This is a genomic window from Bacteroides sp. RCH18, from assembly GCF_058231005.1.
Genome location: NZ_JBIPTC010000002.1, coordinates 1,035,899 through 1,060,013, shown reverse-complemented (window position 1 = coordinate 1,060,013; position 24,115 = coordinate 1,035,899). Strand labels below are relative to the sequence as shown.

The window sequence follows — 24,115 nt, the reverse complement described above, 5'->3', positions numbered from 1 at the left end:
AATTATTACTCCTTTGTGCGGAGTCTTTTTTTTACCTTTGCCCCATTGAGAGACTTCAACTGAATCTTTAATATCAAACTATTATACCTATATCATGAAACGATTGACACAGACTTTAGCTTTTTGCCTGCTGACTGTTTTCACTGCGGTAGCACAGAAAAACTATGTATCCGAAGTATGGGTTTCCGATCTCGGAAACGGCAAATACAAAAATCCGGTGCTCTATGCCGATTATTCCGATCCGGACGCTTGCCGCGTAGGAGATGATTTCTATATGACTTCTTCCAGCTTCAACTGTCTGCCGGGATTGCAGATTCTACATTCCAAGGATTTAGTGAACTGGACGATTATCGGAGCTGCTGTTCCCTATGCCCTCACTCCTATTGAAACTCCGGAACGTCCGGAACATGGTAACCGTGTCTGGGCACCCAGCATCCGCCATCATAACGGAGAGTTTTATATCTTCTGGGGAGACCCGGATCAAGGCGCTTTCATGGTAAAGGCCAAAGACCCGCAAGGTCCGTGGACGGAACCTGTTCTGGTTAAACCGGGAAAAGGAATCATCGATACCTGCCCACTTTGGGATGAAGACGGAAAAGTATATCTGGTACACGCCTATGCAGGAAGCCGCGCCGGACTGAAAAGTGTAATCACCATCTGTGAATTGAATAAGGAAGCGACCAAAGCCATCACCCCCTCACGCATTATCTTCGACGGTCACGAAGCACACCAGACGTGTGAAGGCCCGAAGTTTTATAAAAGGAACGGCTATTATTATATCTTCCATCCGGCAGGCGGTGTGCCAACCGGTTGGCAGGTAGTACTCCGTTCTAAAAATGTGTATGGCCCTTATGAATGGAAAACTGTACTGGCGCAGGGTGATTCTCCCGTCAATGGACCTCATCAGGGAGCTTGGGTAGATACTCCTTCCGGAGAAGACTGGTTCTTCCACTTTCAGGATGTAGGCGCTTATGGTCGTCTTGTTCACTTGCAACCGATGAAATGGGTAAATGACTGGCCGGTGATTGGTATTGACAAAGATGGTGACGGCTGCGGCGAACCGGTACTGACATACCAAAAACCGAGTGTCGGAAAGACATATCCTATTTGTACCCCGCAAGAAAGTGACGAGTTCGACGGATATACCCTCTCTCCGCAATGGCAGTGGCATGCGAATATCAATGAAAAATGGGCATATTACGCCGGAGATAAAAGTTATGTCAGACTATACTCTTATCCGGTAGTAGCGGATTATAAAAATCTGTGGGATGTAGCTAATCTGCTACTGCAAAAAACTCCTTCTGATAATTTCACCGCCACAATGAAACTGACCTTTACACCTAATCCCAAACTGAAAGGTGAACGTACAGGCTTAATCGTAATGGGCAGGGATTATGCAGGATTGATTCTGGAAAATACGGACAAAGGTCTGGTGCTGTCTCAAATTGAATGTAAAAAAGCAGATAAAGGAGAAGCGGAACAGGTAAACTCTTCTGTCGGTCTTACCCAAAACACGGTATACCTAAAGGTACGTTTCAGTTGCGACGGCAAGAAAATTAAAGCCAGTGAAGGAGGTAACGACCTCATTGTGATGTGCAACTTCAGTTATAGCCTTGACGGAAAGAAGTTCTTGCCATTAGGCAACCCTTTTCAGGCAAGGGAGGGACAATGGATTGGCGCCAAAGTCGGCATGTTCTGTACCCGTCCGGCTATTGTTACCAATGATGGAGGATGGACAGATGTAGACTGGTTTCGTATTACAAAGAAATGATTCGTTTTTTATTCCTATCTTTGTGAACTGAAAGATAGGAATACAGGACTAACATTAAAAAACAGGAAGTTCAATGAAGAAACTAGTCATTTTCGATTTGGATGGTACATTACTGAATACCATTGCCGACCTTGCACACAGTACAAATCATGCTTTGAATAAATTAGGATATCCCACCCATGAAATTGAAAAGTATAACTTCATGGTAGGAAATGGCATCGACAAACTTTTCGAACGTGCCCTGCCGGAAGGAGAAAAGTCAAAGGAGAATGTGTTGCGTGTACGCAAAGAATTCGTCCCTTACTATGACGTTCATAACGCCGATGACAGCCGCCCTTATCCCGGCATTCCGGAATTGCTCTCATACTTACAGGATGCAGGTATTCAAATTGCTGTGGCTTCCAACAAATATCAGGCAGCCACCCAAAAGTTGATTGACCATTATTTTCCGGAAATCCATTTTACCGCTGTGTTCGGGCAACGTGAAGGGATAAAGGTTAAACCCGATCCAACCGTTGTATTCGATATTCTGGAAATTGCCAAAGTAACCAAAGAAGAAGTGCTGTACGTGGGTGATTCCGGCGTGGATATGCAAACAGCTGCCAATGCCGGAGTGACAGCGTGCGGAGTAACATGGGGATTCCGCCCACGTGCCGAACTGGAAGAATTCAGTCCTCAATATATTGTAGATACCGCTGAGGAGATCAAACGTCTTATTCTCTAATATCTGAATCTACAGAAAGATCTCATTCTTCAAGCTGTACGATAGATCTATGCGGATTATATCAACATAGATCTATCATGCAGCTATTTTTTTTCAATAACAGAACGATATTTTAAAGATTCTGCGAAGAGAATTGAAAACCGATTCCCGCATCATATAATTTACTATTTCTTTTTAACTTCAGAAAATCAATATCCGGCAGACTTCCATCCGCCTTACGAGGCAGCGTTAACTGAGAAGCATCCAGACTCACAAAGTCATCCTCCTCCACAGTCAAATCCACGGGAAGGAAGGTGTTATTGACAATTGTACATTCCTTAGGGTCCACATCGACTATATGCTTTCCTGCTGATCTGGGCATATAGGACAAATTATTCCGAATTACATGACCGTAACCGCCCACATTCACTATTTCCTCCGCTGATTTACGATTCAGCATACAGAAATTAGACGGATTCTGATAACCGGTATTATTGAACCAGGAAATTCCTCCCAAATGGTGATTGGCATAAAATCCTTTGTTCTTGTTTTTATATGCCAGACAATTCTTCACTACATGGTGTGGAATCTCATTTGGCATCTTCACTTTTGAGCGCATACCATAGCCACCCGCTTTAAACCCTGTACCATCTCCCGCACCCACAAATCCTCCGGGCCTATATCCATTATAAAACGCCCAGCAATCTTCAATCGTATAAGCTGCTTGTGCCTTTATCAAATCAAAACCGTCATCACTGTTGTACCAGGCCCGACATCCTTTAAACACATTTCCCGTATAGGAGGCAGAAGCCGGATGCCCACCGAAGCCATCCACATTTCCACCGATACCATTCTCAGATACAGGGTCATAATTATTATAAGCATCACAGTTCAGTACGAGATTATTACTTCCCCGCACCAAATAAAAACCAATAGCCATGCCATCGTGCATCGCCAGATTCTCGTAAATATTATGATTTCCACCTTGATTGTATATACACTCCGACTGAGTATGCTCCCGGATAGTAACCTGTGTTTTGATAATCTCAAAATTGCGAAAATGGAGGTAAGAGCCTGATACATAAAAGACAGATACCCGTTTACCCTCCGGCTTTACTTCAGCCAGATTGAATATCGGGCGTTCATCCTGATAACCTGTATAACAGATTCTCTTGACCTGAGTACCACTTTTATTCATTTCAAAAACATAAGCACGCAAATGATCTCCTCCCATCATCTGTTCTTCCCGTATCCGATACTCGCCTCCGCGAATATATACCGTATCTCCGGGAACGACTTTTGACTGCGCTTTTTGTAAAGTAGCGAAAGGTTTGTCAAGCGTGCCCGTATTTGAATCATCACCATTGGTAGCTACAAAATAATTCGTAGCCGAAAGAGATAGGAAACACCCCATAAAAAAAAGACTAATACCTATATGCTTTTTCATTATGCTTATATTTAAAAACCTATTGAAAACTGATTTCCATTTTACTGTTGTTAATGTGCTTCTTTGTTACCTGACTCTTATCTTCTACCTCTAAACAAATATTCTGTAACTAGAAGTTTTTTCCAGTTACCGTTTTCATGCTGCTAAATTACAGCTTTCTTTATAGTTTAGAATGTACATGCGTACACAAAGCCTAGAAAATCGTATTTCACCTGAGATTTACATCAAGAATGAACGATAATACATCGTTTCTTTGTTTTTCCGTACGCTATTACATCCTCTATTCTAAAAAGAAAATTAACTTTGTAACCATTAATAATAATGTAGAATCGTAGAAATCAAATATGAAAAATGCACTGCTGATATTCGCATTCTTATCTTTCTATCTCAGTTCAGTACATGCATCTGTCGAGATACGTTCGAACAAACTGACCACCGGTGACGGACTGGCGAATAATTCCATCCGATATATGTTTCAGGACAGCAAGGGATTTATGTGGATGGGAACCATCAACGGATTAAGCTATTATGACGGTAACTCTTTTGTCAGTATCTACCCGGACCCTAATCTGCCGATTTCATTAGCCGACCCACGCATCCGGAATATGGAAGAAGACTCTAACGGTTTTTTATGGATCGCCACCCTCTCTTCTTTATATAGCTGTTACGATTTAAAACATGGGCGCTTCGTCGATTTCACCGGTTGCGGAGAATACAAACAGAGCTATTCGAAAAAAATCATTGCATCCGACCAGTCTATCTGGTTGTGGGATAACAATAACGGCTGTCGTCGTGTCGTCTATCAGGATGGCCAGTTCTCGTCGCAGGCATACAAAAAAGAATTAGGCAACCTATCTTCTGACGAGGTATTATTTGTCTACGAAAGCAATGACAGCCCCGGACATGTATGGATAGGAACCAAGCAAGGATTATGGAAATACCATGACGGCAAACTGGAAGCAATGGATACACAGGGAGAAAGCTGGGAACATATCTTTTCTTATGACCAATATACTTGCATCATTACCGGAAAAAAAGAAATCTACCGCCACTCTCTTTCCAATAACCGACTGGAGAAAATCGCTTCATTAACCGAACTCGGAGATACAGGTGTAATCACCGGAAGCCTCCGCCTGCAACATCAATGGGTGATGTTTACCGCCACTGGCAGTTACATCCTAGATCCCGTTACGGGAAAGCTGCGCCAGTTCTCCCGCCTGAATATTAAAAACGGTAACGTCACCAGAGACAATAAAGGGAATGCATGGGTACACAACTATACCGGCAACGTATGGTATGTCAATACCAGCACTGGCGACATCAAACATTTTCAGTTTCTTTCATCCGAGCATTTGGGATATATTGATGTAGAACGCTACTCTGTCATTCATGATTCACGGGATATCATCTGGATTACGACTTACGGAAACGGACTCTTTGCCTACGATCTGAATACCGGTGATCTGCAGCACTTCACTTTTGAAGTCAGTCATTCCAGCCATATCAATTCCAATTATCTGCAATATATCATTGAAGACCGTTCCGGAGGTATCTGGGTAAGTTCAGAATTCTCCGGATTATCTCATCTGGAGATTCTGAATAAAGGAACGTTACGTATCTATCCGAATGGCGAAGATGCTTCCGACCGCTCCAACACGATACGTATGCTTTTACGTGGCAAAAACGGTAATGTATATATGGCAAACCGTATGGGTACCCTATATGAATATGATGCCGACCTGAAAAACATGCTTCGCAAAGAGAAGTTTACGCATAACGTATACAGTATGTGCGAAGATAATGAAGGACAGTTATGGTTGGGTATGCGTGGTATAGGAATACGTATCGGAGCTGACCAATGGTACCGATATAACAGCAAGGATAAAAACTCCTTATCAAACGACAATGTCTACTTAATCTACCGTGACCGCAAAGGGCGGATGTGGATAGGAACATTTGGCGGAGGATTGAATCTGGCTGTCAAAACAGACAACGGTTATCAATTCAAACATTTCTTTCAAGACAGTTATGGAGAAAAACGGGTGCGCGTTATACAGGAAGACCGCAACGGTATGATGTGGGTGGGTACCAACAACGGTATCTATATCTTCCATCCGGACTCACTGATCAACTCCCCCAAGAATTACGTACTTTACAATCATGTCAATGAAACATTCCCCAGCAATGAAATCCGCTGTCTGGTGAATGATCATGAAGGAAATATGTGGATTGGAACAACGGGAGCAGGCTTTGCCATCTGCTATCCGGGAAATGACTACCAACATCTGACTTTCGATTGTTATAGCATTAAAGACGGATTGCCCAACGGAGTCATACAGTCTATTGTTGAAGATCAGGACAATAAAATGTGGATTGCGACCGAATATGGCATTTCCCGCTTCACCCCCGCCACCAAGCAAATAGAGAATTATTATTTTTCCTCACATACACTGGGGAATGTATACTCTGAAAATACCGCTTGCATAAATGCTGACGGAAGATTACTTTTCGGTACAAACTACGGCCTAGTAGTTCTCGATGCCAATAAAGTGGAAAACATGGAAAAACTTGCATCGACCGTATTTACAGGACTTCACATCAATGGAACGCATATGCTGCCCGGTATGGATGATTCCCCTCTCAACGAAACCATGTCCTATACAGGGCAGTTAAACTTGAAACATTATCAAAATTCATTTGTCATAGCCTTTTCAACATTCAACTTTTTAAGCGGAGCATCCAAATATTCTTATCGGATGCCTCCATATGATTCGGAATGGAGCATCCCTTCGGCACAAAATCTGGCAACGTACCGTAATCTTCCTCCCGGCAAATACCAGTTGCAAGTGAAAGCCTGCAATGTAGCCGGCATATGGGGGGAAGAAAGCACTATGGAGATTGTCATAGCTCCTCCTTTCTGGCAGACGACCTGGGCCTATCTGATTTATCTGGTATTCATTGGAATCGTCTGTTATTTCAGTTTCCATATCATACGAAATTTCAACAGATTACGCAATCGCATCGCTGTTGAGAAGCAATTGACCGAATATAAGCTGGAATTCTTCACCAATATATCCCACGAATTCCGTACACCGCTTACTCTAATTCAAGGTGCTCTCAACAAGCTAATCAATATAGAGAATCCTCCCAAAGAGATGCAACGTCCTTTAAAAACCATGGATAAAAGCACTCAGAGAATGTTACGCCTCATCAATCAGCTACTTGAATTCAGAAAGATGCAGAAAAACAAACTGGCCTTATCTTTGGAAGAGACGGACGTCATTGCTTTCCTTTATGAAATCTTCCTGAGTTTCAAGGATACAAGCGAGTCCAAAAACATCGATTTCAGTTTCGAGCCGTCACAACCTGCTTATAAAATGTTTATTGATAAAGGCAATTTAGACAAGGTTACCTACAACCTGCTATCCAATGCTTTCAAGTATACTCCTTCTAACGGAAAGATTATATTCAAAATAGATATTCAGGAAGACAAGCAACAGCTTCGTATACAAGTCATAGATAACGGGATTGGCATACCCAAAGAAAAACGTTCAGAACTGTTCAAGCGTTTCATGCAAAGCAGCTTCTCTCATAGCAGTGTCGGAGTAGGTCTCCACTTGACACACGAACTGGTACAGGTACATAAAGGTAATATCAATTATGATGAAAATGAGGGAGGCGGTTCTGTCTTTACCGTCCTATTGCCGACTAATTCTGATATATATCAGGAGAAAGATTTCCTGATTCCCAATCAGTTATTAACCGAAGAAGAGGAACAGCACTCCAAAGATTTTCTCAGAAATGAAACGTCAGAGGATACTTTCCAGCCTCCTGTCGATCCTTTGAACAAACGCAAAGTTTTGATTATAGAAGATGATACTGATATCCGTGAATTCCTAAGAGAAGAAATAGGAGTTTACTTTGAAGTTGAAGTATCTGCTGACGGAACATCCGGTTTTGAGAAGGCTCGTACCTATGATGCTGATTTAATTGTTTGTGACGTTCTGATGCCGGGAATGAATGGATTTGAAGTGACACGCAAACTTAAAAATGAATTTACCACCAGCCATATCCCCATCATATTACTGACTGCTCTCAATATAGAAGAGAAATATCAGGAAGGTATTGAATCCGGAGCTGATGCGTATATCACGAAGCCATTCAATGTCTCTTTACTACTGGCAAGAATCTTCAAGTTAATCGAACTACGGGATAAACTGCGCCAAAAATATTCTAACGAACCGGGATTAGCCCATTCCATTATCTGTACCAACGATAAAGACCAGAAGTTTTCGGCAAAGCTGAATGAAGTATTGAATGAGCACATGACCGATACTGATTTTTCGGTCAATGACTTTGCCGGAATAATGGGATTAGGGCGTACTGTTTTCTATAAAAAAGTACGGGGAGTGACCGGTTATTCTCCTTACGAATATTTGCGCGTCATGCGGTTGAAGAAGGCTGCAGAAATGTTATTGACAGAAGACCTCACCATAGCCGAAGTCGCCTATAGCGTAGGTATCAACGATCCGTTCTACTTCAGTAAATGTTTCAAAAGCCAATTCGGAGTATCTCCTTCCGCCTACCGGAAAAGGCTGTCTGAAGATGAAAATGAATCCATTAATGATGTTGACGTATGATCTTACATGTTTTCCGTACTAATTTAAGGGGTGTTTCTTTCATTGATGTGCTTTCTTTGCAAATGAAAAATTAATCATTAAGAAATCATGAGAAACAAACTCTTTTTATTTGTATTTCTGTTTGCAGTGCTGGCTATTACTGACAGCCATGCTTTCGAACGCAAAAAATACAATTTCAACAGTGAATGGCGTCTGCAAATCGGAGACTTTCCCGAAGCTAAACAATCTCAATTCGACGATAGTCGGTGGAAAGCAGTCACCTTGCCGCACGCTTTCAATGAAGACGAAGCCTTCAAAGTATCCATTGAACAGCTGACAGACACAGTTGTCTGGTATCGGAAACACTTCCGGATTCCGGCTTCTGGCAAGAAACAAAAAGTATTTATTGAGTTCGAAGGAGTACGCCAGGCAGGTGACTTTTATCTGAACGGACAACTATTGGGTAAACATGAAAACGGAGTAATGGCAGTAGGCTTCGACTTGACACCTTATATTAAAGAAGGCGATAATGTACTCGCAGTCCGCACAGATAACGACTGGATGTATCGAGAAAAAAGTACAAACTCCAAGTTCCAATGGAACGACCGCAACTTCAATGCAAATTACGGAGGTCTACCCAAAAATGTTTTCCTGTATGTTACAGATGAAGTATATCAGACTCTTCCTTTATACAGTAATCTGAAAACTACCGGAGTTTATATTTATGCTAAAGACATCGATGTAAAAGGACGTACTGCAACCATCCATGCAGAATCGGAAGTAAAAAACGACAGTCGTGAACCACGCCAATTTAGCTACCAGGTGGTCTTGCTGGATGCTGACGGCAAACAGGTGAAAAGCTTCGAAGGTGAGAAAGTAACCTTACAAGGTGGCGAAACAAGGGTAGTGAAAGCGGCTGCCAAAGTAGATAATCTTCATTTCTGGAGCTGGGGATATGGTTATCTTTATACAGCCAAAACAATTCTAAAAGACCATAAGAATCAGATTTTTGATGAAGTAACGACTCGTACAGGTTTTCGCAAGACACGATTTGCAGAAGGCAAAATATGGTTGAATGATCGTGTGATCCAGATGAAAGGATATGCACAGCGCACCAGTAATGAATGGCCGGCGGTAGGCCTGTCCGTTCCGGCATGGCTTAGTGACTACTCCAATGGCCTGGTAGTAAAAGGCAATGGTAATCTGGTACGCTGGATGCATGTTACCCCATGGAAACAAGACGTAGAGTCCTGCGACCGTGTAGGCCTGATTCAAGCAATGCCGGCAGGAGATTCCGAGAAAGACCGTACAGGACGCCAATGGGATCAGCGTACAGAACTAATGCGCGATGCGATTATCTACAACCGTAATAATCCAAGTATCTTATTTTATGAATGTGGAAACAAAGGTATCAGCAGAGAGCACATGATAGAAATGAAAGCTATCCGTGATCAATACGATCCTTTCGGCGGACGTGCTATCGGCTCTCGTGAGATGCTGGACATCCGTGAAGCCGAATATGGCGGAGAAATGCTTTATATCAACAAGAGTGAACATCACCCGATGTGGGCTACAGAATATTGTCGTGACGAAGGTTTGAGAAAATATTGGGATGAATACAGCTATCCTTTCCACAAAGAAGGAGACGGACCGTTACATCGTAACCAACCTGCAACAGACTACAATCACAATCAGGACATGCTGGCGATAGCAATGATCCGCTGTTGGTATGATTATTGGCGTGAGCGTCCAGGGACAGGTCGCAGAGTCAGTTCCGGAGGGGCCAAAATCATTTTCTCGGATACCAACACACACCACCGTGGTGAAGAAAACTATCGCAGAAGTGGAGTAACGGACCCTATGCGCATCGAAAAAGATGCTTTCTTTGCACATCAGGTCATGTGGAACGGATGGGTAGATACAGAAGAAGACAATACCTATATCATCGGTCATTGGAACTATCCCGCAAATACAGTAAAACCGGTCTATGTCGTTTCTACAGGTGAAGAAGTAGAACTGTTCCTGAACGGTCAGTCACTAGGAAAAGGCAAACGCGAATACAATTTCCTGTTCACCTTTGACAATGTGGCTTTTAAAGCCGGTAAACTGGAAGCTGTCAGCTACAACAAGGCCGGTAAGGAAATAAGCCGCTACGCAGTAAGTACCGTTGGTGAACCTGCCGGACTGAAACTGACAAGGATACAAAATCCGGAAGGATTCCACGCGGACGGAGCTGACCTGGCATTAATACAGGTAGAAGTGGTAGATAAGGATGGAAAACGCTGTCCGCTTGACAACCGTACCATTCAATTCGACCTGAAAGGGAATGCCGAATGGCGCGGAGGCATCGCACAAGGAAAAGACAATTATATTCTTAATACCAGTCTCCCTGTGGAATGTGGTATTAACCGTGCTCTTATCCGTAGCACTACCCAAGCCGGCAAGATCACTCTGACCGCTAAAGCAGAAGGGCTCCCCAGCGCTACAATTACATTAGAAACCCTTCCCGTCAAAGTTAGCAACGGATTGAGTACATATTTACCTCAGATGACTCTGAAAGGAAATCTGGATAAAGGAAAGACTCCTCTTACCCCATCTTACAAAGACACAAAACGTGATATACGTATTGTATCCGCTAAAGCCGGAGCCAACAATGAAACTGTAAACCAAAGCTTCGACGATAATGAAAGAAGCGAATGGATGAATGACGGAAAACTCAGCACCGCCTGGATTACATATACTCTTGAAAAAGAAGCAGAAATAGATGATATCTGTATTAAGTTGAATGGATGGCGTTCACGCAGTTATCCTTTGGAAGTATTTGCCGGTAAAACCATGATTTGGAGTGGAGAGACTAATAAGAGTTTGGGATATGTTCATTTAAATGTGAAGAAACCAGTACGTTCCAATCAAATCACCATTCGTCTGAAGGGTAATACCAGTGATCAGGATGCTTTCGGACAGATTACTGAAGTAGCAGCAAAAGCAGCAAATGATATGGAACTCGAAGCGAAAGCGAACAAAAATAATGCAAATCTGAGAATTATTGAAATAGAGTTTCTGGAAACAATCAAATAGAATAAAACATTCTCTTTCATAAAAAATCCCATCTCATGTTTTTTTCAATTCATGAGATGGGATTTTTTATGATATGACTATTTTACTTTTACTTCATTATTTCCCTATATTCTTAAAGTCGTAGTCTTCTGTTCATTAATTACCATCCGGCTTTTCATTCTCCGTAAATGAACACAAATTCCATTTGAAAGATTCAAAGCTATCCGGTTGAGCCGGATCAAAGCCTTTATAATCCGGCCGCAGGTATTTCGCAATCTCCAGATTAGCCTTTTTCATTCCTTCAATGACACATTTGGCAACTTCATATGCTCCGTAAGTACTAAAATGAGTATTATCTTTAAGAGCTTTAGTCTGTCCCGGGAAAGTTCCTGCCGGATAATGTACGAATGCTTTTGTTGAATTATCTACTCCTAAAGCATTGAAAAGAGTGGCAGTCATACCATTTAATTCAATCAAAGTTACATTCTCTTTTGCAGCTACCCAACGGACTGCATCAGGATAATCACCATGAGTATTTACAGACTTCCCGTTCTCATCAAAACGACGACGACTTGTCGGAGTCACCAATATCGGATAAGCCCCTTTGGCACGGGCTTCATCGATAAAGATTTTCAGATTGTACGCAAAAGAATAAAATGCGCCTTTTCCGGGTCCCTTTTGTTTTTGGTCATTATGCCCAAATTCAACCAACAGATAATCACCTTCCTTGATCTGACTCAATATCTTCACCAGACGTTTCCCACCGATAAATGTATTGGCAGATAGTCCTGACTCTGCATGATTGGCGATACAAACCTGATCTGTAAAAAAGCGAGGAATCATTTGTCCCCAACTTGCCCAAGGTTCATTGTCTTGATCGACCACCGTACTGTTACCACAAAGGTATACTGTAGGTACGTTTTCAACCCGTTCTATCACTAAAGAATTCACACGAGGCAAATCACCATTAAACTCCAGTGTCAGCTTATTATCCCAGTTCAATTTCTTCTTTTCCCTCTCTTTTATACTGACTCTTTCTTCTCCGGAGATCACAGGATTACGTTTATTAATAGTAAACGTTTCTGTTCTCATTTCTCCTTTTCTGGTCGAAAGGTTCTCTATAAATAATCTGCGTGATTCACCACGGACTGTTGTACTGGCAGCCTCCTTTTTACTGCCCAAAGCAACTGTTACTTTATAATTCCCATCCGGTACGTTCAGCGAGAAAAAGAAAGGTCGGTTGCTCTTTCCATCCCAAGCCGGCAATAAGTCATAACCATAACCTCGTTCATTATTAAATAAAGTTTCAGAAGTTACTTTTGTATATCCGTCTTTTACTTTCTTATCAGAAGAAAAGTCAAATTTATAAACTTGCGTTTGCGCCAAAATGCTACTTGCCATCAAAATAGCACTAGCCAGTAAGGTTAATTTCTTCATTTCTGTTATTTCTATTTATTTCTTTATTAGTTTCTTAACTTCTTTAGCATAGCGTTTGCCTAAAGTAATCTGGCTTGCTGTATCAAAATGAGGATCTGTTTCGTCCTTCAACGGAGTAAATCCTTCGGAAGACACACAAGCACTATGGGGCAAAAAAGTGGAGATCTCTTTTATCATGTCATTAAAGGGTTTTGTACCTTCGGGAATATGAGGTTTCTTTGTCCAGTTCCATTGTGCTATTTGTCCTACGACAACTGGTAAATCTGGCATTCCCAGGTCATTACGTAAGTCTGTCATCAACTGAATAATCTTCTCTTTATATGCTTCCGGATGATGACAATCGGCTTCTCCCTGATGCCAGATAATTGCTTTCAATGTACCATACTTCATTGCTTCTTTTGCACGTCGTATTGCTTCATCATAATATCCGCCGGACTGTTTGGCATTCTTAACCCATGAACGAATCGAAGATCCTCCCCGTGCATTGACAATTAAGCCTACCGGATGTTTTTTAGAAGCCATCGTCTTGGCAAATCCATATGCAGGTCCTACTTGTTGCCAGCTAAGTCCTTTTCCTATCGTAGAATAGCGGTTCAAAGGATTCACTGCGGGTTCGAACTGATCATCTGCATTCAGCAGGTATACATTTTGTAGAGTATCCATCACTTCCGGTGATAATTTCCCTCTCCCTGCCATATTCGACTGTCCAATGCAAAGATACAAATCCAGAGTCTTCAACGGTTTCTCAGCGTGTGCTTCCGATCTTCCCCATACTAGCACACATAAAAGGAAGAGGCCACATAGATAATTTGTTTTCATTATTTTATTGATTTTATTATCAGGTTAAACTTTATTCGTACACACCCCTAATTGAAATGAATTTTAATAGCTCCTCCATAAGGATTAAAGTCAAACATAACTTTATTCCCATTCATATACACTGGTAATTCTTTCCTGCCTTGCTTCACCTGAATTCCATTCATAGTTTCCCCTTGAATCACCATCGTCAATGGCTCAGCAAACAGTTTTCTATCTAATTTCAACTTGGGAGTAATTGTCATGCCATTCTTTTTATTGGAGACTTTCAACTGTATCTCCTCCCTTTCTTTGATATAAGATGCCACTTCACAGAAGGTACCTACCCAAATCTGATCTTCCATACTTTTCACTTTATCCAAATGTTCCCAAAATAAAGAAGGCGATTTGAAAGCATCATATCCATAATTAATGCCGTGCGTCATACCTACTCCCCAATCTTCCGCTTTCATCAAATCCTTCAACCATTTGTCAAACCGTTCGGGAGTTGACTTTCCTCCGATTGAAATTTGTTTAGTACGTGTAGCAACCCTGCCTTTAGAAGCCATCCCGACTATTTCTTCTGTCTTATAATTATATGGGTAACAATAGGTACGAGGTGCAATGCCAATATTAGCATAAATAGCACTATCATTCTTTTCTATCTCCGATTTAACTTGCTCTATAGTTAATCGTTTGGCATTCTTATGTGCCCAACTATGGCTGGAAACCTCATGTCCTTTCTCTGACATTTCACGCAATTCATCCCAAGTCATTCGAGGTACCTTTGCAGATGCACCTTGTTCCGTATAATAGCCGCATACCCAGAAAGTACCTCTAAAACCACGTTTCTCCAACTCTGGAGCAGCTACAGTTGAATGTTCCGCCAATCCATCATCAAATGTATAGCTGATAGCACAGGCTCTGTCTCCTTTATATTTGGCGACATATACATGCGGATCATCCGAAAGAGTCTTTTTAATTTGTTCATATACCTGTCTACCCATATACTCGGCAGAAACCTGGTTAAAGTGAAGTTTATCTCCCATAAGTTCCGCTTCCGACATATCAATCAGATAAGCGTTTTTATCTTCTTTTGCATAGCGACGCATTCCTTCCTCGACATCACTATTATACCGTTTGTTTTTTCTGGATACAGTGCCAAATATAAATGGAAGTTCAGAGTAATCTTTTCCTGTTTTCTCTGTCAGGTGGTTACGCACATAGGCAACTACCCCTTTCAGATTCTGATAATATTCTTTTCCGTGCTCATAATCACTTTCTCCCTGATGCCAAACAAAAGCATCAATCTGATAACCTTGCTTTAGTTTGGAAAGTGTCTGATCAATACTCGCATCAATATTGGCAATCAAAGAAAGTAATAAAGATTTTCCTTTCTCACTGGTAGCCGTATTCTCTGCCAACCATTTCGGGTCGGCAGACCAGAAAGTTCCCCGAAAAGGAGTAGTGACAGGAGCAGCTATGGCAGTGCCGCCAATAGCCCACTTGATAACATAAAAATCTTCCTGAAACAACTGTTCCAACCAATAATAAGCAATCGCATCATATCCCCACGTATAAGGCTTACTTTTAGGATGACTCAATGGCCAAAATGGAACAAACATACCATCTGTACGATTATGGGCAATATGGCAATATTTGTAGGCTCCCGCAGTATACGTACTATCCACAGCCATTGCCTTTATATAATCCGGTAAACGATTGTTAGGTACTCGTCCATCTGTGTTTGACTGACCAGCTGTTATTATAACATGTGCAGGCTTCTGCCCTCTCGCCTGAATATGACAAAAGCCTAATACAAAAAACAAGATAAAAAAGAGTGTTCTCATGATCAATGATCCTTTAATTTTATAGTAATATTCTCCTGCAAAAATAAGGGTACTTTTACTATTCGACCATAGACTATTGTACACAAATACAAGGTAGATCATTCACATCGGGCACTATAGGGAAGATTTAAACTACCATTTAAAATAGCTTGGTTGCTTAGGTTTCTTCTGTCTCATTTTCTCCCTGTTCTTTCATTTCACCTCGTTGGTATACGGATGGCGCTACCCCAAATTGTGTCTTAAAGCACTTACTAAAATAGAACGGATCGCTGATGCCAACCTTGTAAGCAACTTCCGCAACAGTCAGATTCTCACCAGACAATAACAACTCAGCCGCTTTTTTCATTCGTACAACCCGCAAATATTCATTGGGAGAATAACCCGTCACTCCGCGCAGTTTTCTATAAAATACCGTTCGTCCTAATTTCATCAATTGAGCAAACTCATCAATAGAGAATTCCGGACGAGAAAGATTCTGTTCCAGTACAACAGCCAATCGGTCGGCAAACTCCTTATCACGGTCAGTAGAGCATACGGCAGCACGAACAATTCCCGGCTCACTGGAGAATTTCTCCCGCAACTTATCACGCTGTTCTATCAAGCGGAATACGCGCGCCAACAGAAGTTTTATACTGAACGGCTTCGCAATATAGGCATCAGCACCGGCTTCAATTCCTTCCAGATGTTTTTCCGGAGAATTCAATGCTGTCAGCAAGATAATCGGGATATGACTTGTCGCAAAATCAGATTTCAATTTCTTTGTCACTTCAAATCCGGTCATTCCGGGCATCAGTACGTCACAAATAATCAAATCAGCATCATAGGTACGAGCCTTCTCAAATCCGGAAGTTCCGTCAGCAGCTACTTCAACTTCAAAATAAACTCCTACTTCTTCTTTCAAAAATTCACGGATATCATTATCATCTTCTATAATCAATACTTTACGCTTATTCAAAGGCTCTGCTATTTTCTCCGGTTCCGGTAGTTCTTCCGAAAGTTCCAGTAAATGATGTGCCTGCCCGCCTGCCTCTTTCAACAAGACATTACCGGGAATAAGGAAATCTTTCTCCGAATAAACATTTTTGTCCGTCGGGATACAAACGGTAAAGACAGAACCTCCGCCGTCATTGTCTTTATATTCAATCGTACCTTTATGCACCTGTACCAATTCATAACTCAGATGCAAACCAACTCCGATACTATCACCGGAGAAACTACTCTGCATAAATCTCTTGAACAACTCATTTTGCTTCTCTTTTGGAATACCAACACCTGTATCAGATACTTGAATCTGCAATGTCTTCTTCACTTCATCTACCGTAACAGAAAGTATAATCGTACCGTTCGAAGGAGTATATTTAAAAGCGTTAGACAACAGGTTATAAGTCACTTTATCCAGATTACCTTTATCAAGAAACATCTTGTAAGACGGTATAGACGGAATAAAACGGAAATTCATATTCTTTTGCTCCGCTACATCACCGAAACTCAGGAAGATTTCATAAAGGAAAGCAATGACATCCGTTTCTTCCAAAGAGAGTGCCAACTTATTATTCTGCATCTTGCGGAACTCCAATAACTGATTGATCAGCCTCAACATTCGCTGAGTACTTTTATCCATCGTTTTGAGCGGGTGTATCAGATCACGGGGAATATCAGCGACCCGTTGAATCTTTTCCAACGCTCCTTGAATCAAAGTTAACGGAGTACGAAATTCATGGGAAATATTAGTAAAGAAAACCAGCTTATATTCTGTCAACTGTTTTTCCACATTAATACGATTACGCAGACTGTTAAAGTTACGCACAATACGGAAAGTAAAATATAAAGTTACAATCAGCAGCAGCACATATCCCAACATAGCCCAGTTCGTCTTCCAGAAAGGAGGCACAATGACAATCTTCAAGGTTGTTTCACTTTCATTCCAAACGCCTGCTCCATTACATGACTTCACATGAAGTACATATGTACCCGGATTCAAATATTTAAAAGAAGCAAAATTCAACGGAGAAGGTGTGCTCCATCCCTTATCATAGTTTTCCAGCCAGTACATATACTTTGTACGTCCGCTGTCCGAATAATCAAAAGTAGAGAAATCTATCAAGAATGAATTCTGAAAATACTTCAAAGTAATTTCATCCGAATAAGCAAGCGATTGTTTCAATGGAGAATCCTCCATAGTAGGATTTATCTGGGTACCATTCACATGCAAATCTGTAAAGACCACCGGAGAAAAAGTTTCGCTATCCTGTATTTTATCCGGATCAATGACAAGCAGACCGTAATTTGTGCCGAAAAGCAATTTTCCATCTACTCCCACACAAGCACTATTCTCACTATAAACATTACCCAAAGTATAGGAAGAAAAGAAATAATTTTCAAAAGAATGATTAGTCGGGTTAAACTTAGAAATACCATATTCCGTAGCTACCCATAAGTTTCCGTTATTGTCCCCTAAAATTGACTGGATCACATCATTAACCAATCCTTCAGAGGTTCCGTAATGTTCATATTTCAATGAACGGTAATTATCTTCAGGCTCACAAAGATTCAAGCCGGAGCCAGATGTCCCCACCCACATGCGTCCTTTCGTATCACGGTAGATACATCTGATTTCATTGCTGCAAAATGTACCGTTTGTATAATTGAACAGATGATAATCGTCACTGTCAGCTATCAATGAATCCGGATGAAAGATGCAAACACCTTCACTGGTACCCACCCAGATCATTCCATTATCGTCTTCTTCTATTACTCGCACCATACGCAGACCAAACTTCTGCTGTAAAAAATGACGGAATTTATACTTGCCATCAGTCGTCGGTTCTGCCAGTTCAAGCCCACCGCCAAAAGTTCCTATCCACATACGGTCTTTCCGGTCGCGATAAAGAGAAAAGACATTATTATCTGATAACGAAGCCGGATCCGAGACTTCATTGCGATACCATGAATCTCCGATCTTCAACCCATTTCCACGGGTTCCCACCCACATTTCGCCTTGATTATCTTCTGCTATCGCATAAATATTGGAATGGAAATACTGATTGGACATTTTGGAATGAAGATCTGAATCAAAAGTATAAAGTCCGCCCTTACGTGTTCCGACCCAGATATCTCCATCCGGCATTTTAGTCAACATACGAATCGTATTCGATCGGTCAAACAATTCACGGGATTCGGGATAAATACGCGAGGTTCCTTCATTCAGAACCGAAATACGAGATAAACCGGAATACTCTGAACTTACCCAAATACCTCCGGCACGATCCTCCATCACATATAACAGAAAATCCGAACTTATATGACTCTGATCATTTATATTAGCCAGAAAATGTTCTAACTTATCCTCTATCGTGTCATAGGCAAACAATCCGTTACCATAAGTAGAAATCCAAATGATTCCCCGGGAATCATGAACAATATGATAACGTTCATAATCAATGTACCCCAGTTTATCTTCAGGTATCAATTGAAATTCTTTTCTTGCTCCATTCTTGGCCAAAATATAAGTGACACGTCCCGTATGATTATATATCCAGAAGTCACCATGATTATCACAAATCACTTCACCATTTCTGATGTTCAGACCGGAGTCCACACTGATCTTGCGTGTATTGAAATCATAGTTATAAACCCCGGTATTGGTAAGGATGATCCATTTATCGTTCAACAGGAAGTTTCCCGTAGGCGACGTCTTACCCGCAACAGCAGAAAGCGAACCGACTTTTGTCAGTTTCTGCTTTGTAGTCTGATAACAGAAGATGTCTCCGTCCGCTGTCAGAAAATACATGTCATTCTTGAATGCCAGAGAAGAAGTAAAATGGAGTAATCTGTCTTCTACCTTATACTGTCCGTCGGATACGGAAACTAGGCCGCGCTGCGTCCCGATCCAGATTCGTCCGCCGGCATCTTCATTTACAAACTGTACCCGGTTATCCGGAAGATTTCCACGCTCCGTCTTAAATTCCGTAGACACCATCTGTCTGTCTTTCTGATGGACTATTCTGAGACAACCATTGCCGGAATGTCTGAGCCATACATCCCCATTGGCAGCAACAAATATAGACGAATAATTCTTTTCCAGCGCACCAGTCCCCGTATAATCTACAAAGCAGGCACGTTGCAAGTCATAACAGCTGAACAACTCCGGAGTTGTAGAGATCCATAAGAAACCATTTTTATCTTCGGTAAGGTCGTAAATCCGATTATCAGCCAAAGAGACTTTATCACCGATTTCCGGACGGAAAGTCAGAAAAGAGTTGCCATCATAGCGGCTTAACCCATTCAGGGTAGCCAACCACAAGAAGCCTTTGCTATCCTGATACAGGTACCGAACTGAGTTATTCGGGAGTCCGTCACTTGTTCTCATTTGTTTGGAACGGAGTTCAATGCCGCCATAAGCCGCATTGAAAACAAGAGTCATGAACAATGTGAAAAGTAATATGCGCCTCTGTGTCATATAGATTCTAAGATTAATGATAAATGCCAGACAAAAATAGTCAAGATAGTTGAAATAATAAAGAAACAATCCATAAATAGTATCAGGAGGATGCTTGTTTTTTAATCAAACATCCCCCTGATATCAATTCTTTCTAAGGGTTCTAGTCCATATGAAAGACTTCTGGCAATGGTATTGAAACCGGTGAATTGTCCGGATTCACTTCCATGATATCTGCCATATAATCCCACCATCTCTGTACAATCTCTGTGTCGCCCAAGTCCTGCGAACCTCCTTCTCCTTCCGTTTTCTGGAAAGCAAATAGAATATTGGTTTCTTTATCCCAATATATAGAATAATCCGACACCCCATTTTTTGAAAGCAGTGCTTTTAATTCAGGCCAGATAGCGGCATGCCTTTTTTCGTATTCTGCTTCATAGCCCGGTTTTAAATACATTTTGAATGCTTCTCGTTTCATGGTTCCTATATTTTAAAGTTAATCTCTTATTTATTCACTATCCACCGCAAAGATAGGAGCTGTCGTCTTCTGCTTTTCCTGATAATATTGCACGGCACTGTCATTCATCTGAGGATGCTGGGTGTTGAGCAAACGAATCATTTCCGCACCTGCCCAAAGCACCGGTCCGTATCCGTGCGCCGCATATACATTGACCGGACGATAATAATAGAAAGCCGGATCGAAAGCCATACCGGTGCCTACGCAAGTGCCTTCCACCTGTCCTTCTTCATTTATCTTTCCGGCAACGGCATGCCATCCCAACTGGGCAACAGGACCATACGCTATCGCATCAATCCAACCTTTATTAATAGCGTGTGCCAGACAATATACATAGATAGCAGTTGCAGAAGTTTCCAGATAAGAATCATTGCGGTCGAGCAACTGGTGCCAAAGTCCTTCTCCACTTTGCAACGCCGTCACTCCGCGCACATGAGCACGGAAATAATCCATTACCTTCGGGCGTTGAGGATAATCTTCCGGCAATACATCCAGCAGTTCACAAGCTGTCAGCAGCGCCCATCCATTGGCACGTGCCCAGCAAAAAGCCGGATGATCCGTACTGCTTTCCACCCATCCGTGTCTGTACAATCCCTTTTCGGGGACAAACATACGGTCTGCAAATTGCAGGAATTGCTTCACGGCTTCTGCCAGATATTTATTCTTCGCTTCCTTATCATAACGACTCATCTGCGCTACCGCCGGAATGCCCATAAACATATCATCCAGCCAAAGAGTATTCCGCTGAGGACGATTACGTGCAAACGTTCCGTCTGCCAGACGGTATTCTTTGTTGATGATAAAATCAAAGTAATTCTGAATTAATCCGTCAACCGGAAGAGACTCGTCTTTCAACCGTAGCTTAATCATGGCAGTACAGACGGCTCCTGCATCATCCAACGCATGAGGAGTCAGGATTTGCAGCAATTGCGAATCAGTCTTCCCTTTTTCTTCATAGACACGTTTGAAATGCGGAGCGACTTCCGCCAAAAAGCGGAAACGATTCTGAACATAGTCAGTATAACGCTTATCACCAGTTGTTTCGGCAGCCGCTATCAGAGCGGAATAAGTGACACCCCATTCATAACTTGCCAAACGGAAAGCTCCGCGTTCCAGCTGCGCCTCATCCCCCATTGCAGTATAATCCGTAATCACCTTACCGGTATTCTTATCCACTACACGGGCCGGTGTCTCCTTATCTATATATGCAAAAACACGATCGATGTCTTTTTTAACCTGTTCGGGTGTCAAATCACCATAAGTACCCTGATAAGCAGGTTGCAGTAAATGCAAAGGGGTATTTGAATCATTGATTACTGCTTTCTTTTTCTGCGCACAGGCAGGTAGTGCCACCAATAACGCAGCAACGGTCATCATACGATAATTCATAATTTACTTTTTAGGTATTTTACATCCTCTGAATATAGTGCCACGCAACTCCGGACCAAAATAGAATCCGGGCTGAGTAGGCTGATTATAAGCCACATTTTGAGTCGCAATACTGATACGGTAAACCGGATCTTCCAGGAAAGTATGGAAACGGTAGTCCGTAGGAATGGTAGAAACATAAAGTCTCAAAGCTGTATTATCAGCTGTACGCAACAATACTTCTTCTCGCCAGTCTCCTACAATATCTCCTTGCAGACAAGGAGTTGACTTTGTTCCGTTATTAGAAAGAGCGCCTTCAAAAACAGCGATACGTTCACAAAGTCCTTTCTCCCAATTATATTTACTGACTACATTCCGATCCAGCAACTCACGCAAGAGATCACCATCCCACCAGACAGCCATATTCGTAGACAATCCTCTGACTCTGGAAGCAATCACTTCTCCTTTCACATTTCTGACACCTTTAGAATCTAAAGACCACATTTCAACTCCGGGATGATTAGGATCAATATCAGCAGCCATACAACGACCGACATCAGTATTACTCTTTATCTGGAAAATAACTTCTCCCGTAGCTGCATCCCGGAAAGTTGAGCCATCTCTTCTGTTCTCATGGCAACTCCAAACCTGCAATCCCGGACGGGAAGGATCAAAGTGAGTCAGATGCATAGCATCACCATGCCCCATGCGAGTAGAATAAAGTCCGGTTCCATCGTTATTAATCGTACATTGTCCATATACAATCTCATCGCAGCCGTCACCATCTACATCACCTACACGAAGATTATGGTTTCCTTGTCCGGCATAAGCTCTGCAACCGGGATTATTACTGTCGAATACCCAGCGGTTCTTCAAATTCTTACCATCCCAGTCATAGGCAGCCAATACAGTACGTGTATAATATCCACGGCACATCACCACACTCGGATGTACTCCATCCAAATACGCAATACAAGCCAGATAACGGTCGCTGCGATTGGCACGTCCATCCCCCCAGTCCATCAGATTGCCACGTTCGGGCACATAATCAATCGTTTGCATTGCTTCTCCGGTCAGTCCGTTAAAGATGGTCAGATACTCCGGACCTGTCAGGATACGTCCTCGCTCATTCCGATAATCCGCATTCGCATCACCGATCACCTTTCCCGTTCCGTCCACTGTTCCGTCTCCGGTTTTCATTACTACTTCCGCACGGTCGTCACCGTCAAGATCGAAAACCATAAACTGTGTATAATGTGCACCGGCACGTACATTGCGTCCCATATTGATACGCCACAACTGTTGCCCGTTCAACTTATAACAGTCAAAAATCACCGGTCCCGTATAACCATCGTGAGCGTTATCATGTGCATTGGACGGATCCCATTTCAGAATAATCTCATATTCACCATCCCCATCCACATCACCGATACTGGCATCATTCGGAGCATAAGTGTATGCTTGTCCGGACGGAGTAGTACCTCCTTCGGGGCGTACCAAAGGAATATTTAAATATCCTGTCGGAGCATCGGCAGGCAGTTGATAATTGCTTTCTGTTTTACCTTTTATAGCTTTTACCGTATAGAGTGCAGGCTCTGTTCCCTGATAAGAATCCTGGAAGAAAGTTGCATTTTTCAGCGGATGTTTATTCACCTTTTTACCATTCCGATATATATCAAAGGATTCGTCCATCGGATCAGAAGAAAGATAGCGCCAAGAGACGGCTACGGTTGACGGATTCTCACGAATGGCAATTACGCCACGTCCTAAATGTTCTCGTTTCAGTTTAGTAAAATCATAGTTTGGCTGGGCAACTACAAAAGTCGCTATTACCAACAAACTAAAAAAGATGCTTGTACATTTCATAGTTTTATCATTAATCAAAGTGTTCTTATCATATTTAGAATAACATCGTGCAAAAGTAAGCGATATGGTCTACCCATAAAATAGAATATCGTACAAATCTATGTATAAATTGCCTTTTTAACCATCGCACCCCCTTTCCGAAGGCATTATGGACAAATTTAAATACTTGTGGACAATATTCCATTGAAGAGGAAACAAGAATCCCGTATCTTTGCCCGTGAAATCAATTATAGTAGCTAATTTTATT

12 protein-coding genes are annotated in these 24,115 nt (G+C 42.0%); 4 read left to right on the top strand and 8 right to left on the bottom strand.

Annotated elements, in window-relative coordinates; translation table 11 throughout:
* The first annotated feature begins 94 nt into the window (after positions 1–94).
* On the top strand, positions 95–1,771 hold the full coding sequence (locus tag ACHLI0_RS19295; RefSeq protein WP_061473393.1) for a glycoside hydrolase family 43 protein: 1,677 nt from the start codon (positions 95–97) through the stop codon (positions 1,769–1,771).
* A gap of 73 nt (positions 1,772–1,844) precedes the next feature.
* Positions 1,845–2,495, top strand: a complete 651-nt coding sequence (locus ACHLI0_RS19290) for an HAD family hydrolase (protein WP_490749866.1) — start codon at positions 1,845–1,847, stop codon at positions 2,493–2,495.
* 112 nt (positions 2,496–2,607) lie between these two features.
* Here the strand turns inward: ACHLI0_RS19290 and ACHLI0_RS19285 are convergent, their stop codons facing one another.
* Positions 2,608–3,921: a right-handed parallel beta-helix repeat-containing protein gene (locus tag ACHLI0_RS19285; protein ID WP_258894580.1), complete on the bottom strand. Its 1,314-nt coding sequence runs from the start codon at positions 3,919–3,921 to the stop codon at positions 2,608–2,610.
* Positions 3,922–4,265: 344 nt separating this feature from the next.
* On the opposite strand from ACHLI0_RS19285, the gene ACHLI0_RS19280 reads away from it, so the two are divergent.
* Complete coding sequence (locus ACHLI0_RS19280) at positions 4,266–8,561, top strand: hybrid sensor histidine kinase/response regulator transcription factor (protein ID WP_490749865.1); 4,296 nt, start codon at positions 4,266–4,268, stop codon at positions 8,559–8,561.
* An 87-nt stretch (positions 8,562–8,648) separates the two neighbouring features.
* A complete protein-coding gene (locus ACHLI0_RS19275) occupies positions 8,649–11,618 on the top strand; it encodes a glycoside hydrolase family 2 protein (protein WP_490749864.1) in 2,970 nt (989 codons plus the stop codon).
* Positions 11,619–11,753: 135 nt separating this feature from the next.
* Here ACHLI0_RS19275 and ACHLI0_RS19270 read toward each other — a convergent pair whose 3' ends face one another.
* The 7 genes from ACHLI0_RS19270 to ACHLI0_RS19240 all read right to left on the bottom strand — a co-directional run bounded on the left by ACHLI0_RS19270 (position 11,754) and on the right by ACHLI0_RS19240 (position 23,868).
* Positions 11,754–13,034, bottom strand: coding sequence for a rhamnogalacturonan acetylesterase (locus ACHLI0_RS19270; protein ID WP_490749863.1), 1,281 nt, complete (start codon positions 13,032–13,034; stop codon positions 11,754–11,756).
* A 15-nt stretch (positions 13,035–13,049) separates the two neighbouring features.
* Positions 13,050–13,856 carry a sialate O-acetylesterase gene (locus tag ACHLI0_RS19265; protein WP_490750172.1) on the bottom strand — a complete coding sequence of 269 codons (807 nt, stop codon included), beginning with the start codon at positions 13,854–13,856 and terminating at the stop codon, positions 13,050–13,052.
* 44 nt (positions 13,857–13,900) lie between these two features.
* Positions 13,901–15,679 (bottom strand): polysaccharide deacetylase family protein, encoded by a 1,779-nt coding sequence (locus ACHLI0_RS19260; RefSeq protein ID WP_413554670.1) that lies wholly within the window; start codon positions 15,677–15,679, stop codon positions 13,901–13,903.
* 157 nt (positions 15,680–15,836) lie between these two features.
* A complete protein-coding gene (locus tag ACHLI0_RS19255) occupies positions 15,837–20,138 on the bottom strand; it encodes a hybrid sensor histidine kinase/response regulator transcription factor (protein ID WP_270600280.1) in 4,302 nt (1,433 codons plus the stop codon).
* 142 nt (positions 20,139–20,280) lie between these two features.
* Positions 20,281–20,595 (bottom strand): L-rhamnose mutarotase, encoded by a 315-nt coding sequence (rhaM, locus tag ACHLI0_RS19250; RefSeq protein WP_258972014.1) that lies wholly within the window; start codon positions 20,593–20,595, stop codon positions 20,281–20,283.
* A 30-nt stretch (positions 20,596–20,625) separates the two neighbouring features.
* Positions 20,626–22,023, bottom strand: a complete 1,398-nt coding sequence (locus tag ACHLI0_RS19245) for a glycoside hydrolase family 88/105 protein (protein ID WP_490749862.1) — start codon at positions 22,021–22,023, stop codon at positions 20,626–20,628.
* 3 nt (positions 22,024–22,026) lie between these two features.
* Positions 22,027–23,868: a rhamnogalacturonan lyase gene (locus tag ACHLI0_RS19240; protein ID WP_055216749.1), complete on the bottom strand. Its 1,842-nt coding sequence runs from the start codon at positions 23,866–23,868 to the stop codon at positions 22,027–22,029.
* Between the last annotated feature and the right edge of the window lie 247 nt (positions 23,869–24,115).